Genomic DNA, 25135 nt, shown 5'->3' with positions numbered 1-25135 from the left:
GAGATGAGGTGTGAGGGAATAGGTCATTCTTTGTATAGAAATATTGGGAGGAGTAATTTATGGATAAATTGATTGAGATTATTAAAACTGAGGATAAAAAGAATCCATATACTGATCAAGAACTTAGTGAAATGCTATCTATGCCAAGAGCAAAAATTATTGCTGAGAGAAATAGACTAAATATTCCAGATTCAAGAGATAGAAGAAAAGATATTTTATTGAAGGATTTAAAGGAAATCTTAAAGATGAATCCTAATGTATCTGAGAGAAAACTAACAGAATTAATGATTGAAAGAGGGTACGAAGTTTCTAGAAATATAATATCTAGAGTGATGAAAGATCATGCTGAAGAATTAGTGCAAAATGAAAAAGAGATAATAAATGCTGGAGAGTTTATTGAAAAACAAACTAATAGAAGAGATACTTGTTTCAATAAATTAATAGGGGTTAATGGAAGTCTTAAAAACAAAATTGACTTAGCTAAGGCTGCAATATTATACCCTCCTAACGGACTTCATACACTTATTTATGGAGGTACAGGTGTCGGAAAAAGTGAGCTTGCAGAATGTATGTATGAATTTGCTATACACAGCAACGTCAAGCCTAAAGATGCTCCTTTGGTCATATTTAACTGTGCGGATTATGCTGAGAATGCTAATTTACTTATATCTCAATTATTTGGCGTGGTAAAAGGAGCATATACTGGAGCAAACGTAGATAGAGAGGGGCTAGTTGATAAAGCTGATGGTGGAATACTATTTCTAGATGAAATACACAGACTCCCGCCTGAAGGCCAAGAGATATTATTTTATCTTATAGATAAAGGTAAATATAGAAGACTTGGAGAGACAAATACTGAAAGAAACGTAAACGTTTTGATTTTAGCGGCTACTACAGAAAACCCAGAGTCTAATCTACTATTAACCTTCAGAAGAAGAATTCCTATGCTTATTGAACTTCCTAAATTAAATGATAGGCCTCTATCAGAACGACTAGAAATAATAATTATGTTTCTAATAAGAGAGGCGAATAGAATAAATAAGAATCTTTTAGTTTCGAAAGATGTATTAATGAGCCTAATGTTATATAACTGCCAAGGAAATATTGGGCAATTAAAAAGTGATATTCAAGTTATATGTGCTAAGAGCTATGTCAAATATATGTCGCAAAATACTGATGAAGTATTAATAGATATGGAGGATTTAAATAACTTTATTAAAAGTCCATTTTTGAAAGGCGGGGCAATTAATAAAACATTAATGAACTTAGTCACTGATGATTTGTATATAGATATAAAAAATATGGAGAGTTCTAAAAGCCAAATAAACGAATATGTCAATGAAAACGAGATTTATCAGTACATCGAAAATGAATTCCAATTACTTGAAAAGCAAGGCTTAAAGGTTGAAGTAATAGATGAAATACTTCATGAAAAGGTAGAAGACAAGCTTGGCAAGATAATGAATAATAAGAATATAGCTAAGCTACTTAATATTAATGAACTTAAAACCATCGTTATGCCAGAAGTGATTGATATTACAGAAGGCATACTTGAGCTTGTAAGGGGCAAATACAAGGTTATAAATAAGAGCTTTTTTATAGCGTTAGCAATACACATTAATTTTACAATAGAGAGAATTTTGACTGGGAAAAAAATTATAAAATCAAATATTAATAGAAACAAGGACAAATTAACTCAAGAGTTTGAAATAGCAGAAAAAATCAGAAAAATGATTGAAAAAGCTACGAAACTAAAGATACCAGAGGATGAATCAGGATATATAGCGTTATACATTAATAAGTTTTGTTCCGACGAGCTCATTCTAGAACCAAAGGTAAGGGTTATAATAATTACTCATGGTCATGTAGCAGAAGGTATGGCTGAGGTTGCCAATCAGCTACTTGGGGTAGATGACGCTGTAGGAATTGAGATAGAGTTAGATGAATCTCCCGAAGATGCATTGGAAAGAACTATTAGGGTTGTAAAACAGGTTGATGAAGGTAGAGGCTGCTTATTATTAGTTGATATGGGATCCTTGGGTGGATTTGCTTCGGCGGTAGAAAAAGTAACGGGAATTCCAACGAAAACAATTGGAAGAGTAGATACACTTATTGCTCTGGAAGCAGTAAGAAAGGCTTCAATTGAAGGTGCAAATCTAGAAAACATTGTTGAAGAATTAAACCAATCTAAAATGTATAAGGGAACCTTCAAGGATGAAGTGTCAAATGCTAATTATTTAAAGAGCAGGAAAAAGGCATTGGTAACTGTTTGCTTGACTGGACATGGTAATGCCTTAAGCATTAAAAAATTCCTTCAAAATCATTTAAAGAGGATGAATTCTGGAGTGGAGATATTTCCTATTGGGTTTATTGACAAGCATGATGTAGAAGATGAAGTAAATAAAATTTCTTCGGAATATGAGATTTTAGCAGTTTGTGGAACTATTAATCCAAAATTAAAAAAGGTGCCTTTTATTTCATATGAGAGTCTTCTCAGTGGGCAAGGCATTTCAAGGCTAGAAAAATTAATGGATATATATAGTGAAGTTGAAAAAGAAGAAGAAGTGAAGGAAGGAACACTAGAAGCTTTAATACAGGAAGATTTAATATATTTAGATCTAGATGCATTATCTAAAGAAGATGTACTAGATAAGATGGCACAAGAACTTGAAAGCAATGGTTATGTAAATAGTAAATTTGCTCTAAGTGTTTACAAAAGAGAAGGAATGGGTAGTGGCATATTTAATAATAAAGTGGCGATTCCACATGGGCTACCTGAAAATGTTATAAAACCAGTAATTTCTATAGCTAGACTAAAAAATCCAGTTCAATGGGATGGGGAGGTAATGGTAGATTTAGTTTTTATGCTGGCACTAAAAGAAAATAATAGAGAAGAAATTAAAAAGTTATTTAAAATCATAAGAGATGAAAACCTTTTAAATGAGCTGTCTGCAAAGAGTTCAAATATAGAAGTGAAGAAAATGTTTTCATAAAATCAAAAGATGCCAAAATCTTGGCACGAAGATTGCTGAGTAATATAGTGACTGGAGTAGGAAAGGAGAATTGAAATGGAGATAAGCAGTTATATTAAGAAAGAATTAATAAAACTAAATTTACCATGTAAAAGTAGAAATGAATTGTTTCAAATGATGCACCAAGAAGCTTATAAGTATGGATATGTTAAAGAAGACTTTTTGCAAGGATTGCTGTCTAGAGAAGAAGTTTTCCCAACAGGAATAAAATTATCTAATTATAGTGTAGCCATTCCTCATACTGAAGCAGAGTATGTTAATAATCAATTTATATCAGTAGTGGTACCAGAAAGACCAATCTATTTTAAACAAATGGATGATGAAACTATAGAAACTGAAGTGAGTCTAATTTTCATGTTGGGTTTAAATAAGCCACATAGTCAATTAGAAGCTCTAAAAGAATTAATGAATTTAATTCAACAAGAGGAGGTGATCAATAAAATTATATCAGCTAAAAATGAGGAAGAAGTAATTAAGTTGTTAGATACAATCAATTAAGTAAACGTATAAATAAAATTTTAGGAGGAATTTAATATGAAAAAACGTATATTAGTGGCTTGTGGAGCAGGTATTGCAACTTCAACGGTGGTTTGTGACAGAGTTGAGAATTTAGTAAAAGAACATGGTATAGATGCAGAAATAACACAATGTAAGATAGCAGAAGTTGGATCATTACAAGACCAGGCAGATTTAATAGTTTCAACTACAATTTTACCAACAACTTATAAGATACCAGCTATTAAAGCAACAGCATATATAACTGGAATTGGTACAGAAAAGTTAGATCAACAAATACTAGATCAACTAAAGTAAAACGCTTTAAATCTGTCTTTTTATATAAAAGGTAAGAAGACAGTTTAAATAAAAATAAAATCTAATTTATGGGGGTATGTATAATGGATAAACTTATGGGAATTGTTCAGTACATCTTAGGAATTGGACCAACGGCAATATTACCAATCGCAATCTTAGTAATCGGATTAATATTTGGAACTGGCTTCAAAAAAGCTTTTAAATCAGGAATAATAATTGGTATTGGTTTCGTAGGTATAAATCTAGTAGCTGGTCTTTTAACAGGAACATTAGGACCTGTAGCGCAAGATATGGTTGCAAGATTTGGTTTGAATTTAACTGTAATAGATGCTGGATGGCCAGCAGCAGCAGCGGCAGCTTGGGCTTCACCAGTTGCAGCAGTATTAATACCAATATGCTTAGGTGTTAACTTAATAATGATTTTCTTTAAATTAACAAATACTCTTGATATTGATATCTGGAACTACTGGCACTTTGTTGCAGCAGGAGCAACTGGATATATAGTAACTGGTAGCTGGTGGTTTGCAATACTTTGTGCAGTATTATATGAAATTATTGTTTTAATTGTAGCAGACAAAACTGCTCCTATGGTTAAAAACTTCTATGACCTTGATGGTATATCACTTCCAACTGGATCAACTGCAGCTTTTGCACCTTTAGGATATCTAATAGGAAATGTAGTAGAAAAAATACCTGGAATAAGTAAATTACACGCAGATCCTGAATCAATTCAAAAAAGATTTGGTATCTTCGGAGAACCTATGATGATGGGTTTAATACTTGGATGTGTACTTGGAGCACTAGCTGGACAAGATCCAGGAGCTATATTTAAAACAGGTATATCAATGGCCGGTGTAATGCTTTTAATGCCAAGAATGGTAAAGATATTAATGGAAGGTTTAATTCCTATATCCGAAGCAGTTAAAAAGATGCTTCAAAAGAAATATGCAGGAAGAGAATTATATATCGGTATAGATGCAGCTGTATCAGTTGGACATCCATCAGTTATGGCTACAGCATTAATTCTAGTTCCAATTACACTATTCTTAGCGGTAATATTACCGGGAAATAAAGTATTACCTTTCGGAGATTTAGCAACTATACCTTTCTATATGGCGTTTATAGTTGGATTTAGAAAAGGAAATATAGTTCACTCAGTAATCACTGGAACTATATTAATAGCTATATCACTATTTATGGCTACAAACTTTGCAGATGTTCATACATCAATGATGGCAAATGCAAACTTCCATATGCCAAATGGTGCAACTCAAATTTCAAGTTTAGATATGGGTGGTAACTTATTTAACTGGTTAATATTAAAATTTGCTGAGTTAGCTAAAGCTATATTCTAAGAATTTAAATATATAAAATAATAAAAGTAGGAGGAGGAAATTATGAAAGCAGCAGTATTGCACTCAGTAGGAGATATAAGGTATGAAAATATCGAGATAAAGCCTTATGGAGATGATGAAGTTAAGATAAAGGTTAAGGCAGCAGGGATATGTGGGTCAGATCCTCCAAGAGCACTAAAGAAATGGAAATATCCTGTACCAGCCATATTAGGACATGAATTTTCAGGATATATAGCTGAAGTAGGTAAGAATGTTAAGGGATTTAAGGTTGGAGATAGAGTTGTTGCAGTTCCATTAGAACCATGTCATCAATGTGAGTATTGTAAAAAAGGACAATTTTCACTTTGTGAGAGTTACGATATGTTAGGTGCTACGTCCTTTGGAGGATTTGCAGAATATGTAAATGTAAAAGCAACTAATGTGTTAAAGATAGATGATATTGACTATGAAGAAGCTGCTATGATTGAACCTTTGGCAGTAGCACTACATGGAGTGTTAAATATAAATCCTCAACTTGGAGACACCGTAGCTGTTCTAGGAGCAGGAACTATCGGACAACTTACAATTCAATGGCTTAAGGTATCTGGAGTTGAAAGAATCATTGCCGTAGATATATCAGATAAGAAAATATCTGAGGCTATGAGTTTAGGTGCAGATATAGGGATTAATGCATTAAAAGAAAATCCAGTTGAAAAGATAATGGAATTGACTAATGGGTTTGGAGTAGATATCTGTATAGAATGTGCAGGGTCAAAAATTACTCAAGAACAATGCTTACTAGTAACTAAGAAAAAAGGAAAGATTGGTTATCAGGGTATAGGACATGCAGGTATCGAGTTATCAGAAGCTGCATTTGAAGGTATATTTAGAAGAGAATTGAATATTCAAGGTTTTTGGAATTCATATTCAGCACCTTTTCCAGGGCAAGAATGGTTTAAAAGCATTGAGTATGTAAAGCAAAAGAAGATTAAATTAAAACAACTTATATCACATAGATTTTCTCTTGAAGACACAGCAAAAGCTTTTGAAATGATTGGAGAAAGAAAAGAAGAATATAACAAGATAATGATCGTTCAAGATTAAAGGGGGGATTTATAAGTGAAAGCATTAACAAAAACTAAACCAGGCTATGACAACATGGAGTTGTTAGATATAGCTGAACCAATTGCTGAAAAGAACTTAGTAAAGATAAAGGTTGAGTTTAGTGGAATATGTGGTTCAGATTTACATTCTTTTAAAGGTGAGTACGCTAATATAAAAACTCCAGTGGTTTTAGGACATGAATTTTCTGGAGTAGTAGTAGAAGTAGGACCTGAAGTGAAAAGCATTAAAGTTGGAGATAGGGTCACAAGTGAAACAACCTTTGAAACTTGTGGAGAGTGCGATTACTGTAAGAGTAAAGACTACAACTTATGTCCATCAAGAAGAGGTATAGGGACTCAGGTAAATGGTAGTTTTGCTGAGTATGTGATATCTAGAGAAGAAAGTGTTCATGTTTTACCAGAAGAAGTATCATCACTTTCAGCATCTTTAACAGAACCTCTTGCTTGCTGTGTACATGCTGCCTTGGAAAAGACAACAGTAGTAAAAGATGATGTAGTTCTAGTTTTTGGTCCAGGACCTATAGGATTACTAGTAAGCCAAGTGGCAAAATCTCAAGGAGCTTATGTAATTCTTGCAGGTGTAACAAAGGATAAAGAAAGAATGAATTTGGCTACTGAACTTGGAATCGACAGAGTAGTGGATATACTACAAGAAGATTTAGAAAAAGTAGTTATGGAAAAAACAAATAATTATGGAGTTAATAAGGCATTTGATTGTTCAGGTGTAATCCATGCGGTTAATCAAGGGTTGAAGCTTATAAAGAAAAAAGGTGACTTTGTTCAAATTGGTATATTTGCGAAAAGCATGAATGAAATGAATCAAGAAGTCATAGTTCAAAGAGAAATAAACTATATAGGTTGTAGATCACAAAAACCAAGTTCATGGGTAACTTCATTAGAATTATTAAAAAATAAAAAAGTTGATACAGAGAAGCTTGTAACTAAGATAGTTCCACTTGATGACTGGAGAGATGGAATCGATGCAGCAATGCAGGGAACTGAAATAAAAGTAGTTATTAGATCTTAATTTGTAGAAGGAAGTGTTGTTATGAATGCAGATTTATTGAGAGTACATTCAGAAAAAATAAGAGAAAAAATATTAGTGATGATAACAGAAGCTCAGTCAGGACATCCAGGTGGATCACTATCTATAGCTGACATACTTACAGTTTTGTATTTTGAGCAAATGAATATAAACCTTAAGGATTTAAGAGATCCAGATAGAGACAGATTTGTTTTAGCAAAAGGGCATGCAGCACCTGCACTATACGCAACTCTAATGGAAAAAGGCATAGTATCTGAGGAATGGCTTGGTAAGTTAAGACAAATACATTCAATACTACAAGGACATCCAGATATGAAAGCAATTGCTGGAATAGATATGTCGACTGGATCACTAGGTCAAGGACTATCAGCAGCAAATGGAATGGCTTTAGCTGGAAGAGTACAGAATAAAGATTACAGAGTTTACACAATTTTAGGTGATGGAGAATGCCAAGAAGGACAAGTTTGGGAAGCAGCAATGGCGGCAGCACATTATAAATTAGACAATTTAACTGCTTTTCTTGATTTCAATGGTCTACAAATCGATGGTAAAAATTCAGAAGTTATGAACATCAATCCAATTGATGAGAAGTTTAAAGCATTTGGTTGGAATGTAATATGCATAGATGGACATGATTTTGAACAAATAAATAATGCCATTGAAGAAGCTAAAACTGTAAAAGGAAAACCAACAATGATTATCGCAAAAACTCATAAAGGAAAAGGCGTATCATTTATGGAAGACAATGCAGGATGGCATGGAGTAGCACCAAGTAAAGAACAACTAAACGCAGCACTGAAGGAAATCAAGGGAGGTAATTAATATGAAGATGGCTACTAGAGAAGCATACGGTCAAGCTATATCAGAGTTAGGAAAAGTTAATGAAAATATAGTAGTGCTAGATGCTGACTTATCTAAATCAACTAAAAGTGCAGATTTTAAAAAGGTTGCACCAGAGAGATTTTTTAATATGGGAATAGCTGAAGCAAATATGGTTGGAACGGCAGCAGGACTGTCTACTTGTGGACTTATACCATTTGCATCAACTTTTGCGATGTTTGCAGCAGGAAGAGCTTTTGAACAAATTAGAAATTCAGTTGCTTATCCTAAATTAAATGTAAAGATAGTTGCAAGTCATGCTGGTATAACAGTTGGAGAAGATGGAGCATCTCACCAAGCCATAGAAGATTTATCTTTAATGAGAAGTATTCCTGGTATGGTAGTAATTAACCCAAGCGATGGAGAAGAAACTAAACAAGCTATAAAAGCTGCTGCAGAATACTATGGACCAGTGTATATAAGAGTAGGAAGAATGGCAGTAGAAGATATACATCCAAATGGCTGTGATTTTAAGATCGGTAAGGGAGAGTTACTTAGATCAGGAGGCAAAGCAACTATAATTGCTACAGGAATAACTGTTGAAATGGCTTTGGAAGTAAGCAAAGAATTAGCTGTAGATGGTATAGATGTTTCAGTTATTAATATGGCAACATTAAAGCCAATTGATAAAGAACTAATAGTATCCGAAGCTAAAAAGACTGGAAAGATAATAACTATAGAAGAACATAGTATAATAGGTGGACTTGGTTCGGCTGTATGTGAGGTAGTTAGTGAAGAAAATCTTGCTTCTGTTAAAAGATTAGGAATGAAAGACACTTTTGGACAGTCAGGAAAACCAAAGGATTTAATGGAATTCTATGGATTAACAAAAGAACACTTAAAGGAAGAAGTTATAGCAACAATCTTAGGTTAATAAAAATACTAGATTTATAAAATTAAAAAGTGGGGGAGTAAGTTATGGAAACAATAATTTCACCATCATTGTTGTCAGCCAATGCATGTAATTATGGAGAAGATTTTAAGGTTTTTAACAATAAAGATATCAAATCAATACACATAGACATTATGGATGGTCATTATGTTCCGAATCTATCCTTTGGAATAGACCAAGTAGCAGCACTTAGGAAACTAACAGATATTGAATTTGATGTTCACTTGATGGTAACAGAACCAGATAAGTTTGTAGAAGCACTAGTGGAAGCTGGAGCAAACAGCATCACAATACATGCTGAAGCGGCACTACATCTGTATAAGAGCATACATTACTTAAAAAGCTTTGGTATTAAAGCAGGGGTAGCGATTAATCCGGCAACACCAATAGGTTGCTTAGAACACATTTATCCAATAGCAAATAGAATATTGATAATGTCAGTAGAGCCAGGTTTTGGAGGACAATCATTTATACCATTCACCTTAGAAAAGATAAAGGCGCTTAATGAAATCAAGAAAAGAAATAATTATGACTTTACGATTCAGGTAGATGGGGGCATTACACTTGGCAATATTAAAGATGTTATTGATTGTGGAGCTAGAGACATTGTCATAGGATCATCACTATTTAAACAAGACTTAGCTGAAAACATAGACTTGTTTAACAAGGTAATTAATGAAATTAAGAACATCCCATAGCCCCCACAGTGTTAATAAAAAAAGTAGGAGAATATTGCGAGTATTCTCCTATTCTTTTATAGATTATACTACGGCATTAATAGATTTACAACAATTATGAATTTAGTAAATATTGAAAGGTTGATATAGATATGAAAATTGCAATAGGTTGTGATCACGGAGGAGTAAAGCTTAAGAATAAAATAAGACAATATTTATTGGGAAAAAACATTGAGGTTCAAGATTTTGGGGCATTTAGTGAAACCAGTGTTGACTATCCTGAATACTGTATTAAGGTTTCTAAAGCTGTATTAGCAAAAGAATGTGAACTTGGTATATTATGCTGCGGAACTGGAATAGGTATGTCAATAGCCGCAAATAAATTCAATGGAATAAGAGCTGCAGTAGTAAGTGACACTTTTTCAGCTAGAGCTACTAAGGAGCACAATAATACAAATATATTATGCCTAGGAGAAAGAGTAATAGGAGAAGGCCTAGCTATTGACATAGTTGATACTTGGATTAACGCTGAATTTTTAGGTGGAAGGCATAGCAATAGATTAGCTATGGTTGAGAACATCGAACGTGGAGAGGTTTAAGTATTTTTGCTTGAAAAATTATATGTTTTTAACCAGTAATATGATGTATTAAGAAGAACTTTTAACACATAAGATATTATCTAAGTTTGAAATTAAACGTTAAAATATTTAAGTAGCTAGGGGGAATTTTTATGATCGAAAAATTAAAGATGCTTCAAAATGGTACAGATATAAGAGGAATAGCTATTGAAAATTCAGAGCATAGCGTAAATTTTACACCTAGAGTAGCAAGATTTATAGGACATGGATTCTTTAATTGGTTAAGAAATAAAAGGACTGATAATAAGAAAATTAATATAGCTGTAGGGATAGATTCTAGACTATCAGGTCCTTCTATTAAGGAAGAAATAATAGATTTACTAATTAATGTTGGGTGTGATGTTTACGATTGTGGGATGTGTACTACCCCTGCTATGTTTGTGACTACAATACATGAAAGTTATAAATGTGATGGAGCTATAATGATTACCGCAAGTCATCTACCTTACTATTATAATGGACTTAAGTTTTTTACTCCACAGGGTGGTTGTGAAAAAGAGGATGTAAGCGAAATCTTGAATATTGCTTGTGAAACCGAGCTTATTTTTACTACAAAGGGTAATTTAAATAAAATAGATTTCATAGAAGAATACTCAAATATTCTGGTTAATAAGATAAGAAATGAAGTTAATTCACAAGTTAATTATAATAAACCATTACAAGGATTAAAGATAATTGTAGATGCAGGAAATGGGGCAGGCGGCTTTTTTGCAAGCAAAGTACTTATAAGATTAGGGGCAGATACTGAAGGAAGTCAATTCTTAAATCCTGATGGAATGTTTCCGAACCATATTCCAAATCCAGAGAATATAGAAGCGATGAAATCAATAAGTAATGCTGTGATAAGGTCAAGAGCAGATTTAGGAATAATATTTGATACCGATGTAGATAGAGCTGCAATAGTTAGTGGAGGTGGAACTGAGATAAACAGAAACTCACTTATTGCATTGATTTCAGCCATAGTTTTAGAAGAACATTCGAGATCCATAATAGTTACAGATTCAGTAACTTCTAATGGACTTAGAGATTTTATTACAGCGCTTGGAGGAGTTCATCATAGATTTAAAAGAGGTTATAGAAATGTTATAAATGAAGCAAAAAGGATAAATGAAGAAGGCTCAAATAGTGAGCTTGCTATTGAAACTTCAGGACATGCCGCTTTAAAGGAAAATTATTTTTTAGATGATGGAGCTTATCTTATAGCTAAAATACTTATTAAAATGGCAAAGTTAAAGGAACAGGGAAAGAAGATAGAAAGCTTAATAGATAATCTGAAAAAACCGTTAGAAAGTATGGAAGTTAGAGTTAAAATAAAAACTGAAGAGTTTGGCAGTTATGGAAGCCAAGTTATTAGTGGTCTAAGAAATTATGTGCCTAATATTCCAGGTTGGAGTATTGAGGATAAAAACTATGAAGGAATAAAAATCAATTGTGATAAAGATAACGGTGACGGATGGCTGTTATTAAGAATGTCGCTGCATGAACCAGTGTTACCTATAAATATTGAGTCAGATTGCAAGGGTGGTACTAGTATCATATTAAATGCTTTAACATCATTTCTGAAAAATTATGAACAGTTAGATTTGTCGGAAGTAAAAAGTATGAATGAAAAAGATAAGGAACTTATATTATCTTAGATTTATATAAATGTACATCTTTATAGATAAAGTACTTTTTATGTAAAGCTAACAGAATTGTAGATTTCCTAAATTAACTGTTAATTTATACATGCCCGAAAATCCCGAGAAGCCTGGATTTTCGAACAAGTATAAATTAAGTTTCGATATAGGAACTCTTATATACTTCCTGAGAATCCTATAAGTTATCAAGTATCCCTACAAGATAACAAGCTGTTGCGAATTATGGAGGTGTAAATATATGAAACTAGCAGCGTCAATAATGTGTGGAAATCAATTAAATTTAGATAAAGAACTAAAAAAGCTTAAAGAAGCAAAAATAGACCTACTACACTGTGATGTAATGGATGGAATTTTTGTTAATAATTTAGCTATGGGGCCATATGTTTTAGAGGCTATTAAAAATGCTACCGATATTCCTTTGGACATACATCTGGCCACCATGAATCCTGAAAAATATATCAAGATGTATTCTTATTTAAAACTTAGCTGCAGAGGATGAGAATTTATACAGCGATGCATGAAATATAAGAGAGTCAAATTAACTTAAATTAGATTTTGAAATTGGATTTGATAAAGGAAGTAATATTCACAATGTAAAAAGTTATATTTATAAAAATATATAAATATAAAATTATATAAATATATAGTAATATCAACGGTTTGAGGGATAATAGAAGCGTAGTGGAATGATAGAACAATTGAAGAAAAAGGAATTAAAAGCCAATGTGGGTTTACTTAGGTATGGATTAATGAGATTCACTTTGAGAAAAAATGCAGATAATGCAGTTCACAATGCAGTTATACTGGAAGAGGTCTGTAAGTTGGCTTACGACTCTTTAAATTTAAATTCAGATATAGATTCAATAGATAATAATTTATTAGACAATCACTTCTTAAGAAAGCATGGTGCAAACTATTATTATGGACAATCAAATAGAGAGGAGAAATAGTTGACATTCTTTGTAACATAATTTCCTTATATAAATATAATGATTAAGTAAGTTTAAAACATTAATTTATAAGGAGAATCTACATGAAAAATTTTAAAAGGATTAGTGTTGTATTTTTGACCCTCATGCTTTCAGTTGTAACTTTAATATCTTGCGGTGGACCAAAAACAACTCCAGAAGAAAGTGCAAAAATAATTCTAGATGTAGTTATAAAAGATGATAAGAGTAGTATAGATAAGGTCGGTATAACTGAAAAAGAATATACTGGTATAAGAGATGCTTTTGAAAACGGACTGATGAAGGGAATCTCATCTGCAGGAGTAGATGAAAACATATTAACAAATGAAGTGAAAGATAAGTTTAAAAGTGATATACTTGCCGGATTAAAGAAAGTAAAATATGAGGTAAAGAAGATATCTGAAGATAAAGATACTGCAAAGGTAGAAGTAAAATTAAGTGGATTTGATATGGAGAAGATAGCAAAAACTGCTCAAGATGAACTTAAGAAAAAGTTTGAGGCTAATCCATCTATGACTGAAAAAGATATCTACCAAGAATCTTTTAAAATTGTTGGTGGAAAGATAGCAGATGGTGTTCTTGTTGAAAATCCAAAGACCATGACTTTGACTTTTACTAAAGAAAACAATGTATGGATGCCAAAGGAAAGTGAATTAGTTGACTTGATGTCGGCTATAGTAAACTAACTATAAATTTATACTACAAGTTGAAAGCAATACGATAAATTATTAAATAAATGAAAAATTTCAAAACCTCAATGATTCATAGAATTTATGAATTATTGAGGCTTTTTTGTAAAGGAGAGGCATTAGGGCAAAATATTCATGATATTGAGTGAAAAACATATCTTTTCATAGGAAAGTAGAATGCTTTTAAATTGGGTAAGGAGGAAGTTTTTAGCTTTACTAATCATATTGTTTATTAATGGTGGTATTTGTCAAAAACAAGCGAACGGTATTTCTTGAATTGTGCAAACGTATGCGCAATAATAATAAGTGCAAGTTAACGTAAATCTTAATGATATAGTTTCTTAAAAGGCTTATTTAAACGAATTTGGATTGTCAAATTAACTTATAAGCTGTAATTATTGTCCAAGCTAGATGATGTTAGAAAATATATAACTACAATTATTTGATTAATAGTTATTTCAAACCTCTGATGGATCCTAAGGTGGTTTGAAATATAAGCAAGTTATTATAGTAGGCTAAGATAACTATCCTTGGGCAATCTTGCATAAATATTTATTGAGAGAAGAGGTTATGAACATGAAAAGATCAAAAAAGTTATTCACTATTTTAGGAGTTTCAACATTTTTAGTTATGGGAGCATCAATTAGTGCATCTGCGATGTCTTCTACTGTAGCTGCTTATGCAAATAGTACATTTGTGAAAGGACATGCATACTATTTCGTCTATGAATCAAGTGCACCTAAATCATCTTATACTGATCAGAGTTATCTGCAAGCTGATGGAGGCCAAAGGACAATAACTTTTTATGATAATGGTGGCGGATCGTATCAAACTCCTGTTGTATATGGTAATGGTGGTGTTACTACGTATAATGGCCATTTCCAAAATCAACATTATGAAATAACAAGTGCATCATCAACAAAGTAATTTTAATGATAATATTGCAAAGTTTTAAGACTTTGCAATATTATCGATTTTAATGTAAATTGGAGAATTATTATGTTAAGAAATACACTAAGAAGTTGGAAACGAAGACCAATACAATTTGGGATAATTGTAATTGGATATGTAATATCTATACTTGTTGTATCGGTATTAATAAGCGGCATCCAAAAGAGAGCTTTTGAATATAATCAAAGTAATTTTGGTAAATTAGAGAATAGGACAGCCATATATATACATACTGAAGACGATGGATTATATAAAAATAATACTATTAATATATTAAAGGAATTAGGGAAAAGTGCAGAAGTAGATGTTTTGAAATTGGATATTGAAGAGTTTATGAAAGATAAAAAAGTTAGCCAAGGGCAGGTGGTCCCTTTTTATTATGAGAAAAAAACAGATTGGCAACCTGCTTTATATTCTGGAAGATTTATTACTCCAGAGGAATGTAAAGGTAACTCAAAAAGAGTAATATTAGGTCGTGCAATTGCTGAGGAGCTTAAGGTTAATATTGGAGATTCAATAGATTTTTATAATGATAAATATGTAGTTACTGGTATAATTGGCAAAAGGTATATGGATACCAATTTTGATAGGGTAGCATATATTCCTGTTGGTTCTCTACCACAAGGATATATAAGTAATTTTGATGGAAAGACAATAGCTAGAAACGGCGATAAAAGCCAACTTAGCATAAATGTTTTATTCAGAGCAAATGAAAATCGTATAAAAGATATATTTGGTGATTTGAGTAGGAAATTTAACAATAATTTCAGGTATGATGTACAGACAGACGTTAATTTGACTGTACCTTTTAGTCAAGTATTTACAGATGTGGTAGTAGTAAGCTTGCCATTACTTATTGTAGCATTAATTAATATTATCAATATATCTATATTTTGGATAGACGGAAGAAAGAAGGAAATATCCATAAAGAAAGTATTGGGAGCTAATGATGCTTATATAAAAAGGAGTGTGGAGAAAGATATGCTGTTAGTTGCTGTAATATCTTCGACGTTAGCACTCTTAGTACAAATTCTATTATTAAACTTTGCTGAACCAATAGTTAATAAATATGAATTTACATTTAATCTATCATGGATAAATTTTATTGTTGGCTTAGGTTTAGCTTTGTTCATAGGGTACTTTGCATCACTAATACCTGTAGAAAAAACCTTGGATATGAATCCAGCAGATGCAATAAAAGCTATTTAATTAAGGAGGGTTTATAATTGGAGATTTTGCAAATGACTTGGAGATCCTTCCTCAAACAAAAAAAGAGAAATATATTATTGATAATTGAACTATTTTTATGTTTTTTTATTATGCTTTTAATTTTAGGTAGGCTTGAGTACAGTTTCTCATATGTAGATGAAGCTTTAAAGGTAGTTACCCCAGAGCTTTTTATAGTTAATTCTTTTCCTATGGAATTGCATAATGAGGATAATTTAACAAAAAACAGTTTTATGGGACGAGATAAAGGTAGTTTACTTCCTACACTAGAGCTAAGTAAATTACTTGAAAAGGATAATAGAGTAGACAAGATAGGTAAAACCTATGTTAAGGTACTAGAGCCTAATTCAAACAATCCAGGAGAGCTTAAAGCAAACGTTTTAAATCTCTTAGCTATTTTTGATGATAGGAATGCAGTTGACTTTTATGATTATAAGGTTATAAAAGGAGAGAGTTTAAAGAGTTATTATAAAAATAATGAAAATAAAGATGAATTAGTGCCACTTTTGATAGGACCACCCTTAGAAAAGAAAAATCCGATTGGCTCTATTGTTGAACTACCTGGTGCCATAGATTACAAAACTCATAAACCTATAAAGTATAAAATAGTAGGAGTATTAGACCCAACTAAGCCTACAGAGGATGATGGTGTTGAAGAGTTGGGGTTACAGAATAATGGATACGTAGTTATTTCCTCAAAATTACCTGCACATATGGATGGAACTAGAGAGGCTTTTCAGACATTACTGATAAAGTTGAAAAATAAAGCTGATGTAGAGGCAATAGAAAAAGAATATACTGATAAGATAAAGACTCATAATATTACATTGTTGAATTTGGGAGATAGATATGCGAAGTTAGAGCAGTATGCTAAAAAAGATTATACTGGAATTTTTTATGTAGTAATAATGCTTTTACTATCATCCTTTGGAATTTTAAGTGTGTCTTTTTCCACCTTAATAAAACGACAAAAAGAAATCGGAGTAAGATTTGCTTTAGGAGCTAGAAAAAGTAACTTATCCATTATGTTAGGATTAGAACTGGTATTATTGTACCTTATATCTGGAGTAGCTGCTTACTTATGCGCTTTTGGTGTTGAGCATCTTGTGCCTCAAATATTAATAGATTTAAAAGTTGTAGGTATAGCATATTTTGTTGCAGGTTTTTTTATGCTTATTTCTGTAATTCCATTAGTTATTAAAACCTTTAAACTAGAACCGATAGAGTTAATTAGAGAAGCTTAAAACATGGAACTGTTAAAGCACCGTGTTGAAATTAAGTGGTTATACATCCGATGCTTTAATGAGCATTCGCAAAGAATTAATATGATTTTGTCATATTCCATGGCTAAAACTGTAAACTCACTACGTTCGAACAGTACAGTTTTTACTCTTTATTAATCATGCTTTCTTGTAAAACTTTCATATATAAAATTTAAGAAAGCAAAGAGGATATATATAAAGAGTAAAAAAGTGAGAATATGTCGCCTACCAGAATTTCTTCACATACGTTCAGAAAAGGCAGATGCGTAAAAAAAATCACTAATAAAGAACGATTAGCGATTTTTTAGAGCCACTCCATCTGAAAAAATCATTTAATTCTAGTAGCTCGCTCATATAGCATCTCCTGTATAACCAATTAAATTTACAAATCCCCTTAAGCATAGATTAAAATATAATTAATTGGAGGGCAGTGAGTTAAATGAGTCTAATAAAGATTAAAGATGTAGTGAAAAAATACATTACTTATGGAACTGTGACTATGGCTTTGGAGAATGTATCTTTAAATATAGAAGAAGGAGAAATGGTTGCGATTATGGGACCTTCTGGGTCAGGTAAGACCACAATGCTAAATATTTTAGGGTGTTTAGATAAACCTACTTCAGGAGAATATTATATTGATGAAAGACAAGTTGAAAGCTTAAGTTCCTTAGAGATGGCGCAGACTAGAAATAATAATATAGGATTTATCTTTCAGCAATTTGCATTAATTGATGATCATACTGTTCAAGAAAATATAGAGCTTCCATTAATATATAAAAACTTATATTCTGAGAGAAAAGATAAGCTTTCAAGGAAGGAAATAAATTCAAGAGTTTTAAACATGCTAGAATCCCTAGGGATAAAGGAACATAGATTTAAGTATCCATACCAATTGTCTGGTGGTCAACAACAAAGAGTTGCCATAGCGAGAGCCTTGGTGTCAGAACCGGAGATAGTAATTGCTGATGAACCTACCGGAGCCTTGGATCAAAAGAATGGCAGAGAAGTTATGAATCTGTTAGTAGACATAAATAAAAGAGGTAAAACTGTCATAATAGTAACTCATGATGAGAATATAGCAGCTTATTGCAACAGAAGAATTGATATACTTGATGGACAAGTTGTGAAAGATAGTATTAAGGTATAATCGAAAAGTTTTTATAGAGATATACCAGTACCAAATGAAATGTATTTATTAAGTAAAATACCTTTAATAGTTAAATAGATTATTAGCATATTTCTAGATTATGGAAATGGGATATCTATTCCTCTAAACTGACATACTACTTCAATCATTAGACTCAAAATAATGCTTTCGATGGTCTTACGAAGCATTATTTTGATAAATTTCAATTTGAAGTTGTATGTCTATATATGTACCACTTCGAACCGAAATCTATTTTTAAAACTCTCACGGCTTTTGGTGAGAGAATTTAAAAATAATATATTTTATTACTAAGTGGTACATCCATAAAGGTAAATTTTTAACTATTTAAAAAGTTACTCATAGAATGCGTGTTGTACGCTTTAGAGGATGAAGAGTTACCACCTAAATAAAAGTTGACAGTACAGGCAATAAGTGATATCCTATGTTTAACAATTAACCTTTAACTTGATCCAGAGAGATCAATAAGGAAGTTATATTAATGCTAAAATGAAGATAAACCAAGCAGAGTTGTAAGTATAGCCTAGTATTTTATGTATACTTTATATAACATAAAACATTTGGGGTTTATCTGTGTGCTAACGTAGCGATATTATGCCTTCCTTTATAGGAAGGCTTTTTTACTGCCTAGGAAGTGCTAAATTTTTCAAGATAGCTAAACCTAATTATTTAAACTATTTAGCTGTTTTTTTAAATCTGACAGTAAAAAATAAAGGTATTCGCCTGCCATAATTTCTACGCTATATTTTGAAAAGGCAGATGGGCAAAATAATATTAGCATTCTATATAGTTTTCCTTCTTTAAATTAACACCGAGATGTTAAAAAGGAGAGATGAATATGTTAAAAGGCAGAAGTCTAATAGATCCTATGGATCTATCCAAAGAAGAATTAGAAGAAATATTTAAATTAGCAAGTGATATAATGTCATGTCCAGAAGAATTTTCTAAAGTTTGCGATGGCAAACTACTAGCAACTCTTTTCTATGAACCAAGTACTAGGACAAGATTCAGTTTCGAAGCTGCAATGATGAGACTGGGTGGTAAAGTAATTGGATTTTCAGAACCTAATTCAAGTTCTGTTTCTAAAGGTGAATGTCTTGCAGACACAATAAGAACTGTGGGCTGCTATTCAGATATAATTGCAATCAGACATCCAAAGGAAGGCTCAGCAAAGGTAGCGTCTATATACTCCGAAATTCCAGTTATCAACGCTGGAGACGGAGGTCATCAACACCCTACACAAACCTTAACTGATTTACTAACAATTAAAGAGCTTAAAGGTACCTTTAACAATATGACTATAGGTATATGCGGAGATTTAAAGTTTGGTAGAACAGTACATTCCTTACTAAAAGCCATGTCAAGATATGATAATAATAAGTATATCTTAATTTCTCCAAGTGAATTAAAGATTCCTGATTATATAAGAGAAGAAGTATTAAACAAAAACAATATTGAGTTTATGGAAGTGGAAACTTTAGAAAACTCAATGGAACAACTTGATATACTCTATATGACTAGAGTGCAAAAAGAAAGATTCTTTAACGAAGCAGAATATCTAAGACTTAGAGATAGCTATATTTTAGATAAAGAAAAATTAAAGAAGGCTAAAAAGGATCTTATGATAATGCATCCACTACCTAGAGTAAATGAGATTGACTATTCAATAGATGAAGATGAAAGAGCGTGTTACTTTAAACAGGCTAAATACGGAATGTATGCAAGAATGGCCCTTATTGCAAAGCTTTTGGGGGTGAAATAATGCTTCAAGTTACAAGTATAAAAAAAGGTATTGTTATAGATCATATCACAGCTGGAATGGGAAACAGCATATATAAATATCTAAATTTAGACAGTGCAGATTACTCTGTAGCACTTATAAAAAACGTGGAGAGTAAGAAATTAGGTAAAAAAGATATTATAAAGATTGATAATGTAATAGATATCGACTATGAGATTTTAGGACTTATATCACCTTCAATTTCAATAAACATTGTTGAAGGTGAAAGTATAGTTAAAAAGCTTAAACCAAAACTTCCAAGCGTAGTTGAAAACTTAATAAAGTGTAAGAATCCAAGATGTATTACTACAGTAGAGGATTATATCCCTCAAAAATTCATACTGACTAACAGAGAAAAAGGTACGTATAGATGTTGTTATTGTGATGAAGAACATAAACTAACGATTAGACTGGAGGAATAGATCATGGATTTACTGATAAAGAACGCCAACATTATAGATGCAAGTCATAGTTTTTATGGTGACATATATATAAGGAACGGAAAGATTGAAGAAATATCTAGTAATATAAGCGATAAAAAGTGTGAGATTATAGATGCTGAAGGACTTACTGTTATGCCTGCGTTTGTTGATATGCATGCCCATTTTAGGGAGCCAGGTTTTATTTATAAAGAAGATTTATACACTGGATCAAGGACTGCTGCCAAAGGTGGATATACCACAGTTAATTTAATGGCTAACACAAACCCTATTTGCAGCTCAAAGGAAGTTCTAGATTATGTTTATAAGAAAAATGAAGAAGCTGACTTAATAGATGTTCATCAATGTGTATCTATAACAAAGAATTTTGATGGACAAACAATAACACATTTAGAAGAATTCTCTGATGAAGTAAAAGCGATATCCGATGACGGCAAGGGAGTTTCAGATTCCAGAGTTATGATGGAAGCTATGAATAAGGCTAAGGAAATGGATTGGCTTGTAATATCTCATGCTGAAAGTCATGAATTTTCCGATATAGATATGAGGCTTGCAGAAAATATGATGACTTGGAGAGATGTTAGTCTTGCAAAGTATACTGGAGCTAGGCTGCATATGGCCCATGTAAGTACTAAAGAGGCTATGAAATATGTGATAGATGCAAAGTGCGATGGAACAAAGGTTACATGCGAAGTAACACCGCATCATATAGCATTAAGTAATGATGTTTCAAATTACAGAGTTAATCCTCCAATAAGACCTATGGAAGACGTGAATTTCCTAGTTAAAGCTATCGAACATGGAGATGTAGATGTAATTGGTACTGATCATGCGCCTCATTCATATGAGGACAAAGAAAAAGGTGCACCTGGACTTATAGGACTTGAGACAGCATTTCCCATATGTTACACCAAGCTTGTAAAAGAAAAATATATAAATTTGAATAAGCTAAGTGAGATGATGAGTTCAAAGCCAGCTGAACTTTTGAAGTTAAAGAAAGGTAAGATTTGTCCGGGATATGAAGGGGATTTAGTAATAATTGATCTAGAAAAGAATTTTAAAGTTAAAGAAGATGATATACTTTCAAAAAGTAAAAATACTCCATTTTTAGGATGGGAGTTTTATGGAGTAATCGAAAAGACTATAAAAGCTGGAAAGATAATTTTTGATAGGCAGGAGGAAGCTATAAATGAGTAATCAAATAGTTGACAAGTTATATGAAAAGGTAGAAAAAGATGGGGTAGTATGTGTTGGGTTAGACACTGATATAAGCTACATCCCACAGGAGCTACTAAGTAAGTTTGTAAATATTGAGGATGCTATCTTTGAATATAACAGGAGAATAATTGATGCAACTTTTGATGTAGCAGCGTGTTTTAAACTGCAAATTGCCTATTATGAAGCTTTGGGGATGGCAGGTCTTAGAGCTTACAGTAAAACCTTAAAATATCTTAGAGATAGAGATTTAATTGCTATAGCAGATATAAAAAGAGGTGATATAGCTGCAACTGCTAAGATGTATGCGAAAGCACATTTTACAGGAGAATTTGAGAGTGATTTCATAACACTGAATCCATATATGGGGATGGATAGTATAGAACCGTATCTACCATATTTAGAAAAACATAATAAGGGGATATTTGCACTAGTGAAAACCTCAAACAGTGGATCAGGTGATATACAAGACTGCATCATAGACGGTAAAAGTGAAGTTTACGAGCATGTAGGAAGTATGATAGAAACCCTAGGCAAAGATTATATAGGGGATAGTGGTTACAGTTCTCTTGGAGTTGTAGTTGGATGTACTCATAGAGAGCAAGCAAAAAAGCTTAGAGAAAGCCTTGCATCATCGTACTTTTTAATACCTGGGTATGGGGCTCAAGGTGGAAGTGCAGAAGATGTTGCCATATCACTAAAAAGTGGCAACGGTGGAGTAGTAAATTCTTCTAGAAAGATATTACTTGCATATAAAGAAGAAGAAAATTTCATCAATTTTGAGGACAGCGCAAGAAAAGAAACTATAAGAATGAGAGATGATATAAAGAGGGCAGTGCTTGGATTGGAGGCTAAAAATGAAGGCTAACTATAAAAAAGTTAAGATAATAGATAATGTAAACTTAGTAAGCAACATTTATAAGATTTCTTTAGCTTGTGATGATGATATAGTGTCTGGTCAATTTTATATGTTAAAACCTAAAAAAGCGCTTCTAGGTAGGCCTATATCAATCTGTGAAAAAAGAGATGGTGTCATATCATTCCTATATGCTGTAGTAGGAAAAGGTACTGAAGAATTTAAAGAACTAAAAATAGATGAATTCATAGAAGTAATTGGTCCCTTAGGGAATGGATTTGATGAAAATAAACAGTATGGAAGAGTAGCGTTAGTTGCTGGAGGTATAGGAATAGCTCCAATGCTTCAGCTATCTAAGGTTATAAAAGATAAAGGAGTTTCAAAAAAGTTAGACTTATATGCAGGATTTAGGGATGACATTTACTTAATCGAAGAATTAAAGGATTTTGTTGATGAAGTATTCTTAGCTACGGATAAAGGAACTTATGGACATAAAGGCTTTGTAACAGAAATTATAGATTACTCAAAGTATGATACAGTATTATGCTGCGGACCAGAAGTAATGATGAAGAAGGTAATTGATGGAGCAAAGGCAAATGATGTAGAGATATATGCATCTATGGAAAAACATATGGCTTGTGGTGTGGGAGCATGTCTTGTATGCACCTGCAAAACAAAAGAAGGTAATAAAAGAACTTGCAAAGATGGCCCTGTATTTAATGGTCATGATCTAGAACTTTAGGGGGATGAAGCTATGCTAAAAGTAAATATAAATGGGATAGATTTTAAAAATCCAATTATTGCTGCTTCAGGCACGTATGGTTTTGGAGAAGAATATGGAGATTTCTATGATGTAGGAATTTTAGGAGGCATAAGTTCAAAAGGTCTAACACTAAATAGTAGACAAGGTAATGATGGAATAAGAGTATTTGAAACAGAATCAGGTATGATGAATAGTGTGGGCTTGCAAAATCCGGGGGTCGATTCATTTATAACCGAAGTTTTACCTAAGATGAGACTTTTAAATACAAATATAATAGCTAATTTAGGTGGAAGCACCATTGAAGATTATGAAATAGGTGCTGAAAAACTTGATAGAACAGATATAGATATGATTGAGCTAAATATATCATGTCCAAATGTTAAATCTGGAGGTATGGCTTTTGGCATTAAAGCAGATGTAGCGTACGATGTTGTATCTAAAGTAAGAAAGGTCACAAAGAAGCCACTGATGGTAAAGTTATCGCCAAATGCAGAAGATATTGTTGATATGGCGTTAAGTTGTGCAAAAGCTGGAGCTGATTCATTATCATTAATAAATACTGTAAAGGGCATGGCCATAGATATAAATAAGAGAAAACCAGTTTTCAATAATACCTTTGCAGGACTTTCAGGCCCAGCAATAAAACCTATTGCACTAAGAATGGTGTATGAAGTTTCTAAAGCTGTAGATATACCTGTAGTTGGATTAGGTGGAATCATGAATGCCAACGATGCTATAGAATTCTTGATGGCAGGAGCTACGGCAGTGCAAATTGGAACAGTAAACTTTGCAAATCCAACAGCTGCACCAGAAATAATAGAAGGAATAGAGAAATTTTTAAAAGATCAAGGGATAAAGGATATCAATGAGATAATAGGAATCATCTAAAGTTTAATAAATATATTCGATTAAAAGGAGATAAGAAATTATGGTTTTAGAAATATTAAAAGAAGTTGAAGCTTTACTAGAAGGACATTTTTTACTATCATCAGGAAAACATTCTAATAGATATTGTCAGTGTGCAAAGCTGTTACAACATCCAGATAAAGCAGAAAAAGTATTAGGTGTTGTTGCAGAGCAACTTTCAGATATTGATTTTGACTTAGTTGTAGGACCTGCTATGGGTGGTGTAATAGTAGCGTACGAATTAGGAAGACAGATGAAGAAACCAGCAATTTTCACTGAAAGAGAAAATGGAGAAATGACACTAAGAAGAGGATTTTCTATAAAGCCTGGACAAAAGGTGGTTATAACCGAAGACGTAGTTACAACTGGTAAATCCTTTAAAGAAGCAGCTAAGGTTATAGAAAGTTTGGGCGGAGAGGTAGTAGCAGTAATATGTATAGTTGATAGAACTACTACAAAAGTAACTGACTATCCTATGTTCAGTGCAATAAAGTTAGAAATTGAATCTTATGATAAAGATGAATGTCCTATGTGTAAGGAAAACATACCATATATTAAACCTGGAAGCAGGAATATAAAGTAATTATGAAAGTGGTTCCAATTGAGGATGCAATTTTTAAAAGAAAATGTATCCTCTTTCTCTTGCAATATTTAATTTAATAATTTATTATTTAAAGTGTGAAGACGAACTTTATTGTTAAAAAATTAAAGAATGTTTGTACAAAAAATAATTTTTGTAAATAATTCGAAATGTTTATAAAAAATATCGTTAAAAAATAAACAAAGTATTGAGTGATATATAATCTGTTTAATATAAAATATGCGATATAATTTTAAAA

25 protein-coding genes are annotated in these 25135 nt (G+C 32.3%); all 25 read left to right on the top strand.

Going from position 1 to position 25135, the window contains the following annotated elements:
• Positions 1-59: 59 nt before the first annotated feature.
• The 25 genes from OCU55_RS11180 (at position 60) to pyrE (ending at position 24879) form a co-directional block, all read left to right on the top strand.
• A complete protein-coding gene (locus tag OCU55_RS11180; RefSeq protein WP_261852400.1) occupies positions 60-2993 on the top strand; it encodes a sigma 54-interacting transcriptional regulator in 2934 nt (977 codons plus the stop codon).
• A 75-nt stretch (positions 2994-3068) separates the two neighbouring features.
• A complete protein-coding gene (locus tag OCU55_RS11175) occupies positions 3069-3530 on the top strand; it encodes a PTS sugar transporter subunit IIA (protein WP_261852399.1) in 462 nt (153 codons plus the stop codon).
• Between the two features lie 36 nt (positions 3531-3566).
• A complete protein-coding gene (locus OCU55_RS11170) occupies positions 3567-3845 on the top strand; it encodes a PTS sugar transporter subunit IIB (RefSeq protein ID WP_261852398.1) in 279 nt (92 codons plus the stop codon).
• Positions 3846-3928: 83 nt separating this feature from the next.
• Complete coding sequence (locus OCU55_RS11165; protein ID WP_261852397.1) at positions 3929-5200, top strand: PTS galactitol transporter subunit IIC; 1272 nt, start codon at positions 3929-3931, stop codon at positions 5198-5200.
• 42 nt (positions 5201-5242) lie between these two features.
• Positions 5243-6283 carry a galactitol-1-phosphate 5-dehydrogenase gene (locus tag OCU55_RS11160; RefSeq protein WP_261852396.1) on the top strand — a complete coding sequence of 347 codons (1041 nt, stop codon included), beginning with the start codon at positions 5243-5245 and terminating at the stop codon, positions 6281-6283.
• Positions 6284-6298: 15 nt separating this feature from the next.
• Positions 6299-7330, top strand: coding sequence for a zinc-binding dehydrogenase (locus tag OCU55_RS11155; RefSeq protein ID WP_261852395.1), 1032 nt, complete (start codon positions 6299-6301; stop codon positions 7328-7330).
• Positions 7331-7351: 21 nt separating this feature from the next.
• Positions 7352-8170 carry a transketolase gene (locus OCU55_RS11150; protein ID WP_261852394.1) on the top strand — a complete coding sequence of 273 codons (819 nt, stop codon included), beginning with the start codon at positions 7352-7354 and terminating at the stop codon, positions 8168-8170.
• Entirely contained in the window at positions 8166-9101 is a 936-nt protein-coding gene (locus tag OCU55_RS11145) for a transketolase family protein (RefSeq protein ID WP_261852750.1), read from the top strand. Before OCU55_RS11150 ends, OCU55_RS11145 begins: the two co-directional genes overlap by 5 nt.
• Before the next feature lie 44 nt (positions 9102-9145).
• Positions 9146-9817 carry a ribulose-phosphate 3-epimerase gene (gene rpe, locus OCU55_RS11140; RefSeq protein ID WP_261852393.1) on the top strand — a complete coding sequence of 224 codons (672 nt, stop codon included), beginning with the start codon at positions 9146-9148 and terminating at the stop codon, positions 9815-9817.
• A 131-nt stretch (positions 9818-9948) separates the two neighbouring features.
• A complete protein-coding gene (gene rpiB, locus OCU55_RS11135) occupies positions 9949-10395 on the top strand; it encodes a ribose 5-phosphate isomerase B (RefSeq protein WP_261852392.1) in 447 nt (148 codons plus the stop codon).
• A gap of 131 nt (positions 10396-10526) precedes the next feature.
• Positions 10527-12071: a phosphohexomutase domain-containing protein gene (locus OCU55_RS11130; RefSeq protein WP_261852391.1), complete on the top strand. Its 1545-nt coding sequence runs from the start codon at positions 10527-10529 to the stop codon at positions 12069-12071.
• A 241-nt stretch (positions 12072-12312) separates the two neighbouring features.
• Entirely contained in the window at positions 12313-12573 is a 261-nt protein-coding gene (locus tag OCU55_RS11125) for a beta/alpha barrel domain-containing protein (protein WP_261852390.1), read from the top strand.
• A gap of 187 nt (positions 12574-12760) precedes the next feature.
• Positions 12761-13024 (top strand): class II aldolase/adducin head domain-containing protein, encoded by a 264-nt coding sequence (locus OCU55_RS11120; protein WP_261852389.1) that lies wholly within the window; start codon positions 12761-12763, stop codon positions 13022-13024.
• An 83-nt stretch (positions 13025-13107) separates the two neighbouring features.
• Positions 13108-13728, top strand: a complete 621-nt coding sequence (locus OCU55_RS11115; RefSeq protein WP_261852388.1) for a DUF5105 domain-containing protein — start codon at positions 13108-13110, stop codon at positions 13726-13728.
• A gap of 579 nt (positions 13729-14307) precedes the next feature.
• On the top strand, positions 14308-14658 hold the full coding sequence (locus OCU55_RS11110) for a hypothetical protein (RefSeq protein ID WP_261852387.1): 351 nt from the start codon (positions 14308-14310) through the stop codon (positions 14656-14658).
• A 72-nt stretch (positions 14659-14730) separates the two neighbouring features.
• Positions 14731-15891: an ABC transporter permease gene (locus tag OCU55_RS11105; protein ID WP_261852386.1), complete on the top strand. Its 1161-nt coding sequence runs from the start codon at positions 14731-14733 to the stop codon at positions 15889-15891.
• A gap of 17 nt (positions 15892-15908) precedes the next feature.
• Positions 15909-17153 carry an ABC transporter permease gene (locus tag OCU55_RS11100; protein WP_261852385.1) on the top strand — a complete coding sequence of 415 codons (1245 nt, stop codon included), beginning with the start codon at positions 15909-15911 and terminating at the stop codon, positions 17151-17153.
• Between the two features lie 457 nt (positions 17154-17610).
• A complete protein-coding gene (locus OCU55_RS11095) occupies positions 17611-18318 on the top strand; it encodes an ABC transporter ATP-binding protein (protein ID WP_261852384.1) in 708 nt (235 codons plus the stop codon).
• 856 nt (positions 18319-19174) lie between these two features.
• The gene (gene pyrB, locus OCU55_RS11090) at positions 19175-20098 is read left to right on the top strand and encodes an aspartate carbamoyltransferase (RefSeq protein WP_261852383.1); all 924 of its coding nucleotides are present in this window, start codon (positions 19175-19177) and stop codon (positions 20096-20098) included.
• A complete protein-coding gene (locus tag OCU55_RS11085) occupies positions 20098-20538 on the top strand; it encodes an aspartate carbamoyltransferase regulatory subunit (RefSeq protein WP_261852382.1) in 441 nt (146 codons plus the stop codon). Before pyrB ends, OCU55_RS11085 begins: the two co-directional genes overlap by 1 nt.
• Positions 20539-20541: 3 nt before the next feature.
• Entirely contained in the window at positions 20542-21753 is a 1212-nt protein-coding gene (locus tag OCU55_RS11080; protein WP_261852381.1) for a dihydroorotase, read from the top strand.
• Complete coding sequence (gene pyrF, locus OCU55_RS11075) at positions 21746-22639, top strand: orotidine-5'-phosphate decarboxylase (RefSeq protein ID WP_261852380.1); 894 nt, start codon at positions 21746-21748, stop codon at positions 22637-22639. Before OCU55_RS11080 ends, pyrF begins: the two co-directional genes overlap by 8 nt.
• Entirely contained in the window at positions 22629-23369 is a 741-nt protein-coding gene (locus OCU55_RS11070) for a dihydroorotate dehydrogenase electron transfer subunit (RefSeq protein ID WP_261852379.1), read from the top strand. Before pyrF ends, OCU55_RS11070 begins: the two co-directional genes overlap by 11 nt.
• Positions 23370-23381: 12 nt before the next feature.
• Positions 23382-24278: a dihydroorotate dehydrogenase gene (locus OCU55_RS11065; RefSeq protein WP_261852378.1), complete on the top strand. Its 897-nt coding sequence runs from the start codon at positions 23382-23384 to the stop codon at positions 24276-24278.
• 40 nt (positions 24279-24318) lie between these two features.
• Positions 24319-24879, top strand: coding sequence for an orotate phosphoribosyltransferase (pyrE, locus tag OCU55_RS11060; RefSeq protein WP_261852377.1), 561 nt, complete (start codon positions 24319-24321; stop codon positions 24877-24879).
• Positions 24880-25135 lie beyond the last annotated feature (256 nt).

It is taken from the genome of Clostridium folliculivorans, from assembly GCF_024341905.1.
GTDB lineage: Bacteria > Bacillota > Clostridia > Clostridiales > Clostridiaceae > Clostridium_AR > Clostridium_AR folliculivorans.
The sequence above is the reverse complement of the archived record's forward strand: the minus strand, read 5'-3'. Positions and strand labels throughout refer to the sequence as shown.

Excerpts from the sequence above, each read along its gene's own strand:
- OCU55_RS11180 (WP_261852400.1), top strand. The coding sequence starts at position 60 with ATGGATAAATTGATTGAGATTATTAAAACTGAGGATAAAAAGAATCCA.
- OCU55_RS11175 (WP_261852399.1), top strand. The coding sequence starts at position 3,069 with ATGGAGATAAGCAGTTATATTAAGAAAGAATTAATAAAACTAAATTTA.
- OCU55_RS11170 (WP_261852398.1), top strand. The coding sequence starts at position 3,567 with ATGAAAAAACGTATATTAGTGGCTTGTGGAGCAGGTATTGCAACTTCA.
- OCU55_RS11165 (WP_261852397.1), top strand. The coding sequence starts at position 3,929 with ATGGATAAACTTATGGGAATTGTTCAGTACATCTTAGGAATTGGACCA.
- OCU55_RS11160 (WP_261852396.1), top strand. The coding sequence starts at position 5,243 with ATGAAAGCAGCAGTATTGCACTCAGTAGGAGATATAAGGTATGAAAAT.
- OCU55_RS11150 (WP_261852394.1), top strand. The coding sequence starts at position 7,352 with ATGAATGCAGATTTATTGAGAGTACATTCAGAAAAAATAAGAGAAAAA.
- rpe (WP_261852393.1), top strand. The coding sequence starts at position 9,146 with ATGGAAACAATAATTTCACCATCATTGTTGTCAGCCAATGCATGTAAT.
- rpiB (WP_261852392.1), top strand. The coding sequence starts at position 9,949 with ATGAAAATTGCAATAGGTTGTGATCACGGAGGAGTAAAGCTTAAGAAT.
- OCU55_RS11130 (WP_261852391.1), top strand. The coding sequence starts at position 10,527 with ATGATCGAAAAATTAAAGATGCTTCAAAATGGTACAGATATAAGAGGA.
- OCU55_RS11125 (WP_261852390.1), top strand. The coding sequence starts at position 12,313 with ATGAAACTAGCAGCGTCAATAATGTGTGGAAATCAATTAAATTTAGAT.
- OCU55_RS11120 (WP_261852389.1), top strand. The coding sequence starts at position 12,761 with ATGATAGAACAATTGAAGAAAAAGGAATTAAAAGCCAATGTGGGTTTA.
- OCU55_RS11115 (WP_261852388.1), top strand. The coding sequence starts at position 13,108 with ATGAAAAATTTTAAAAGGATTAGTGTTGTATTTTTGACCCTCATGCTT.
- OCU55_RS11110 (WP_261852387.1), top strand. The coding sequence starts at position 14,308 with ATGAAAAGATCAAAAAAGTTATTCACTATTTTAGGAGTTTCAACATTT.
- OCU55_RS11105 (WP_261852386.1), top strand. The coding sequence starts at position 14,731 with ATGTTAAGAAATACACTAAGAAGTTGGAAACGAAGACCAATACAATTT.
- OCU55_RS11095 (WP_261852384.1), top strand. The coding sequence starts at position 17,611 with ATGAGTCTAATAAAGATTAAAGATGTAGTGAAAAAATACATTACTTAT.
- pyrB (WP_261852383.1), top strand. The coding sequence starts at position 19,175 with ATGTTAAAAGGCAGAAGTCTAATAGATCCTATGGATCTATCCAAAGAA.
- OCU55_RS11085 (WP_261852382.1), top strand. The coding sequence starts at position 20,098 with ATGCTTCAAGTTACAAGTATAAAAAAAGGTATTGTTATAGATCATATC.
- OCU55_RS11080 (WP_261852381.1), top strand. The coding sequence starts at position 20,542 with ATGGATTTACTGATAAAGAACGCCAACATTATAGATGCAAGTCATAGT.
- pyrF (WP_261852380.1), top strand. The coding sequence starts at position 21,746 with ATGAGTAATCAAATAGTTGACAAGTTATATGAAAAGGTAGAAAAAGAT.
- OCU55_RS11070 (WP_261852379.1), top strand. The coding sequence starts at position 22,629 with ATGAAGGCTAACTATAAAAAAGTTAAGATAATAGATAATGTAAACTTA.
- OCU55_RS11065 (WP_261852378.1), top strand. The coding sequence starts at position 23,382 with ATGCTAAAAGTAAATATAAATGGGATAGATTTTAAAAATCCAATTATT.
- pyrE (WP_261852377.1), top strand. The coding sequence starts at position 24,319 with ATGGTTTTAGAAATATTAAAAGAAGTTGAAGCTTTACTAGAAGGACAT.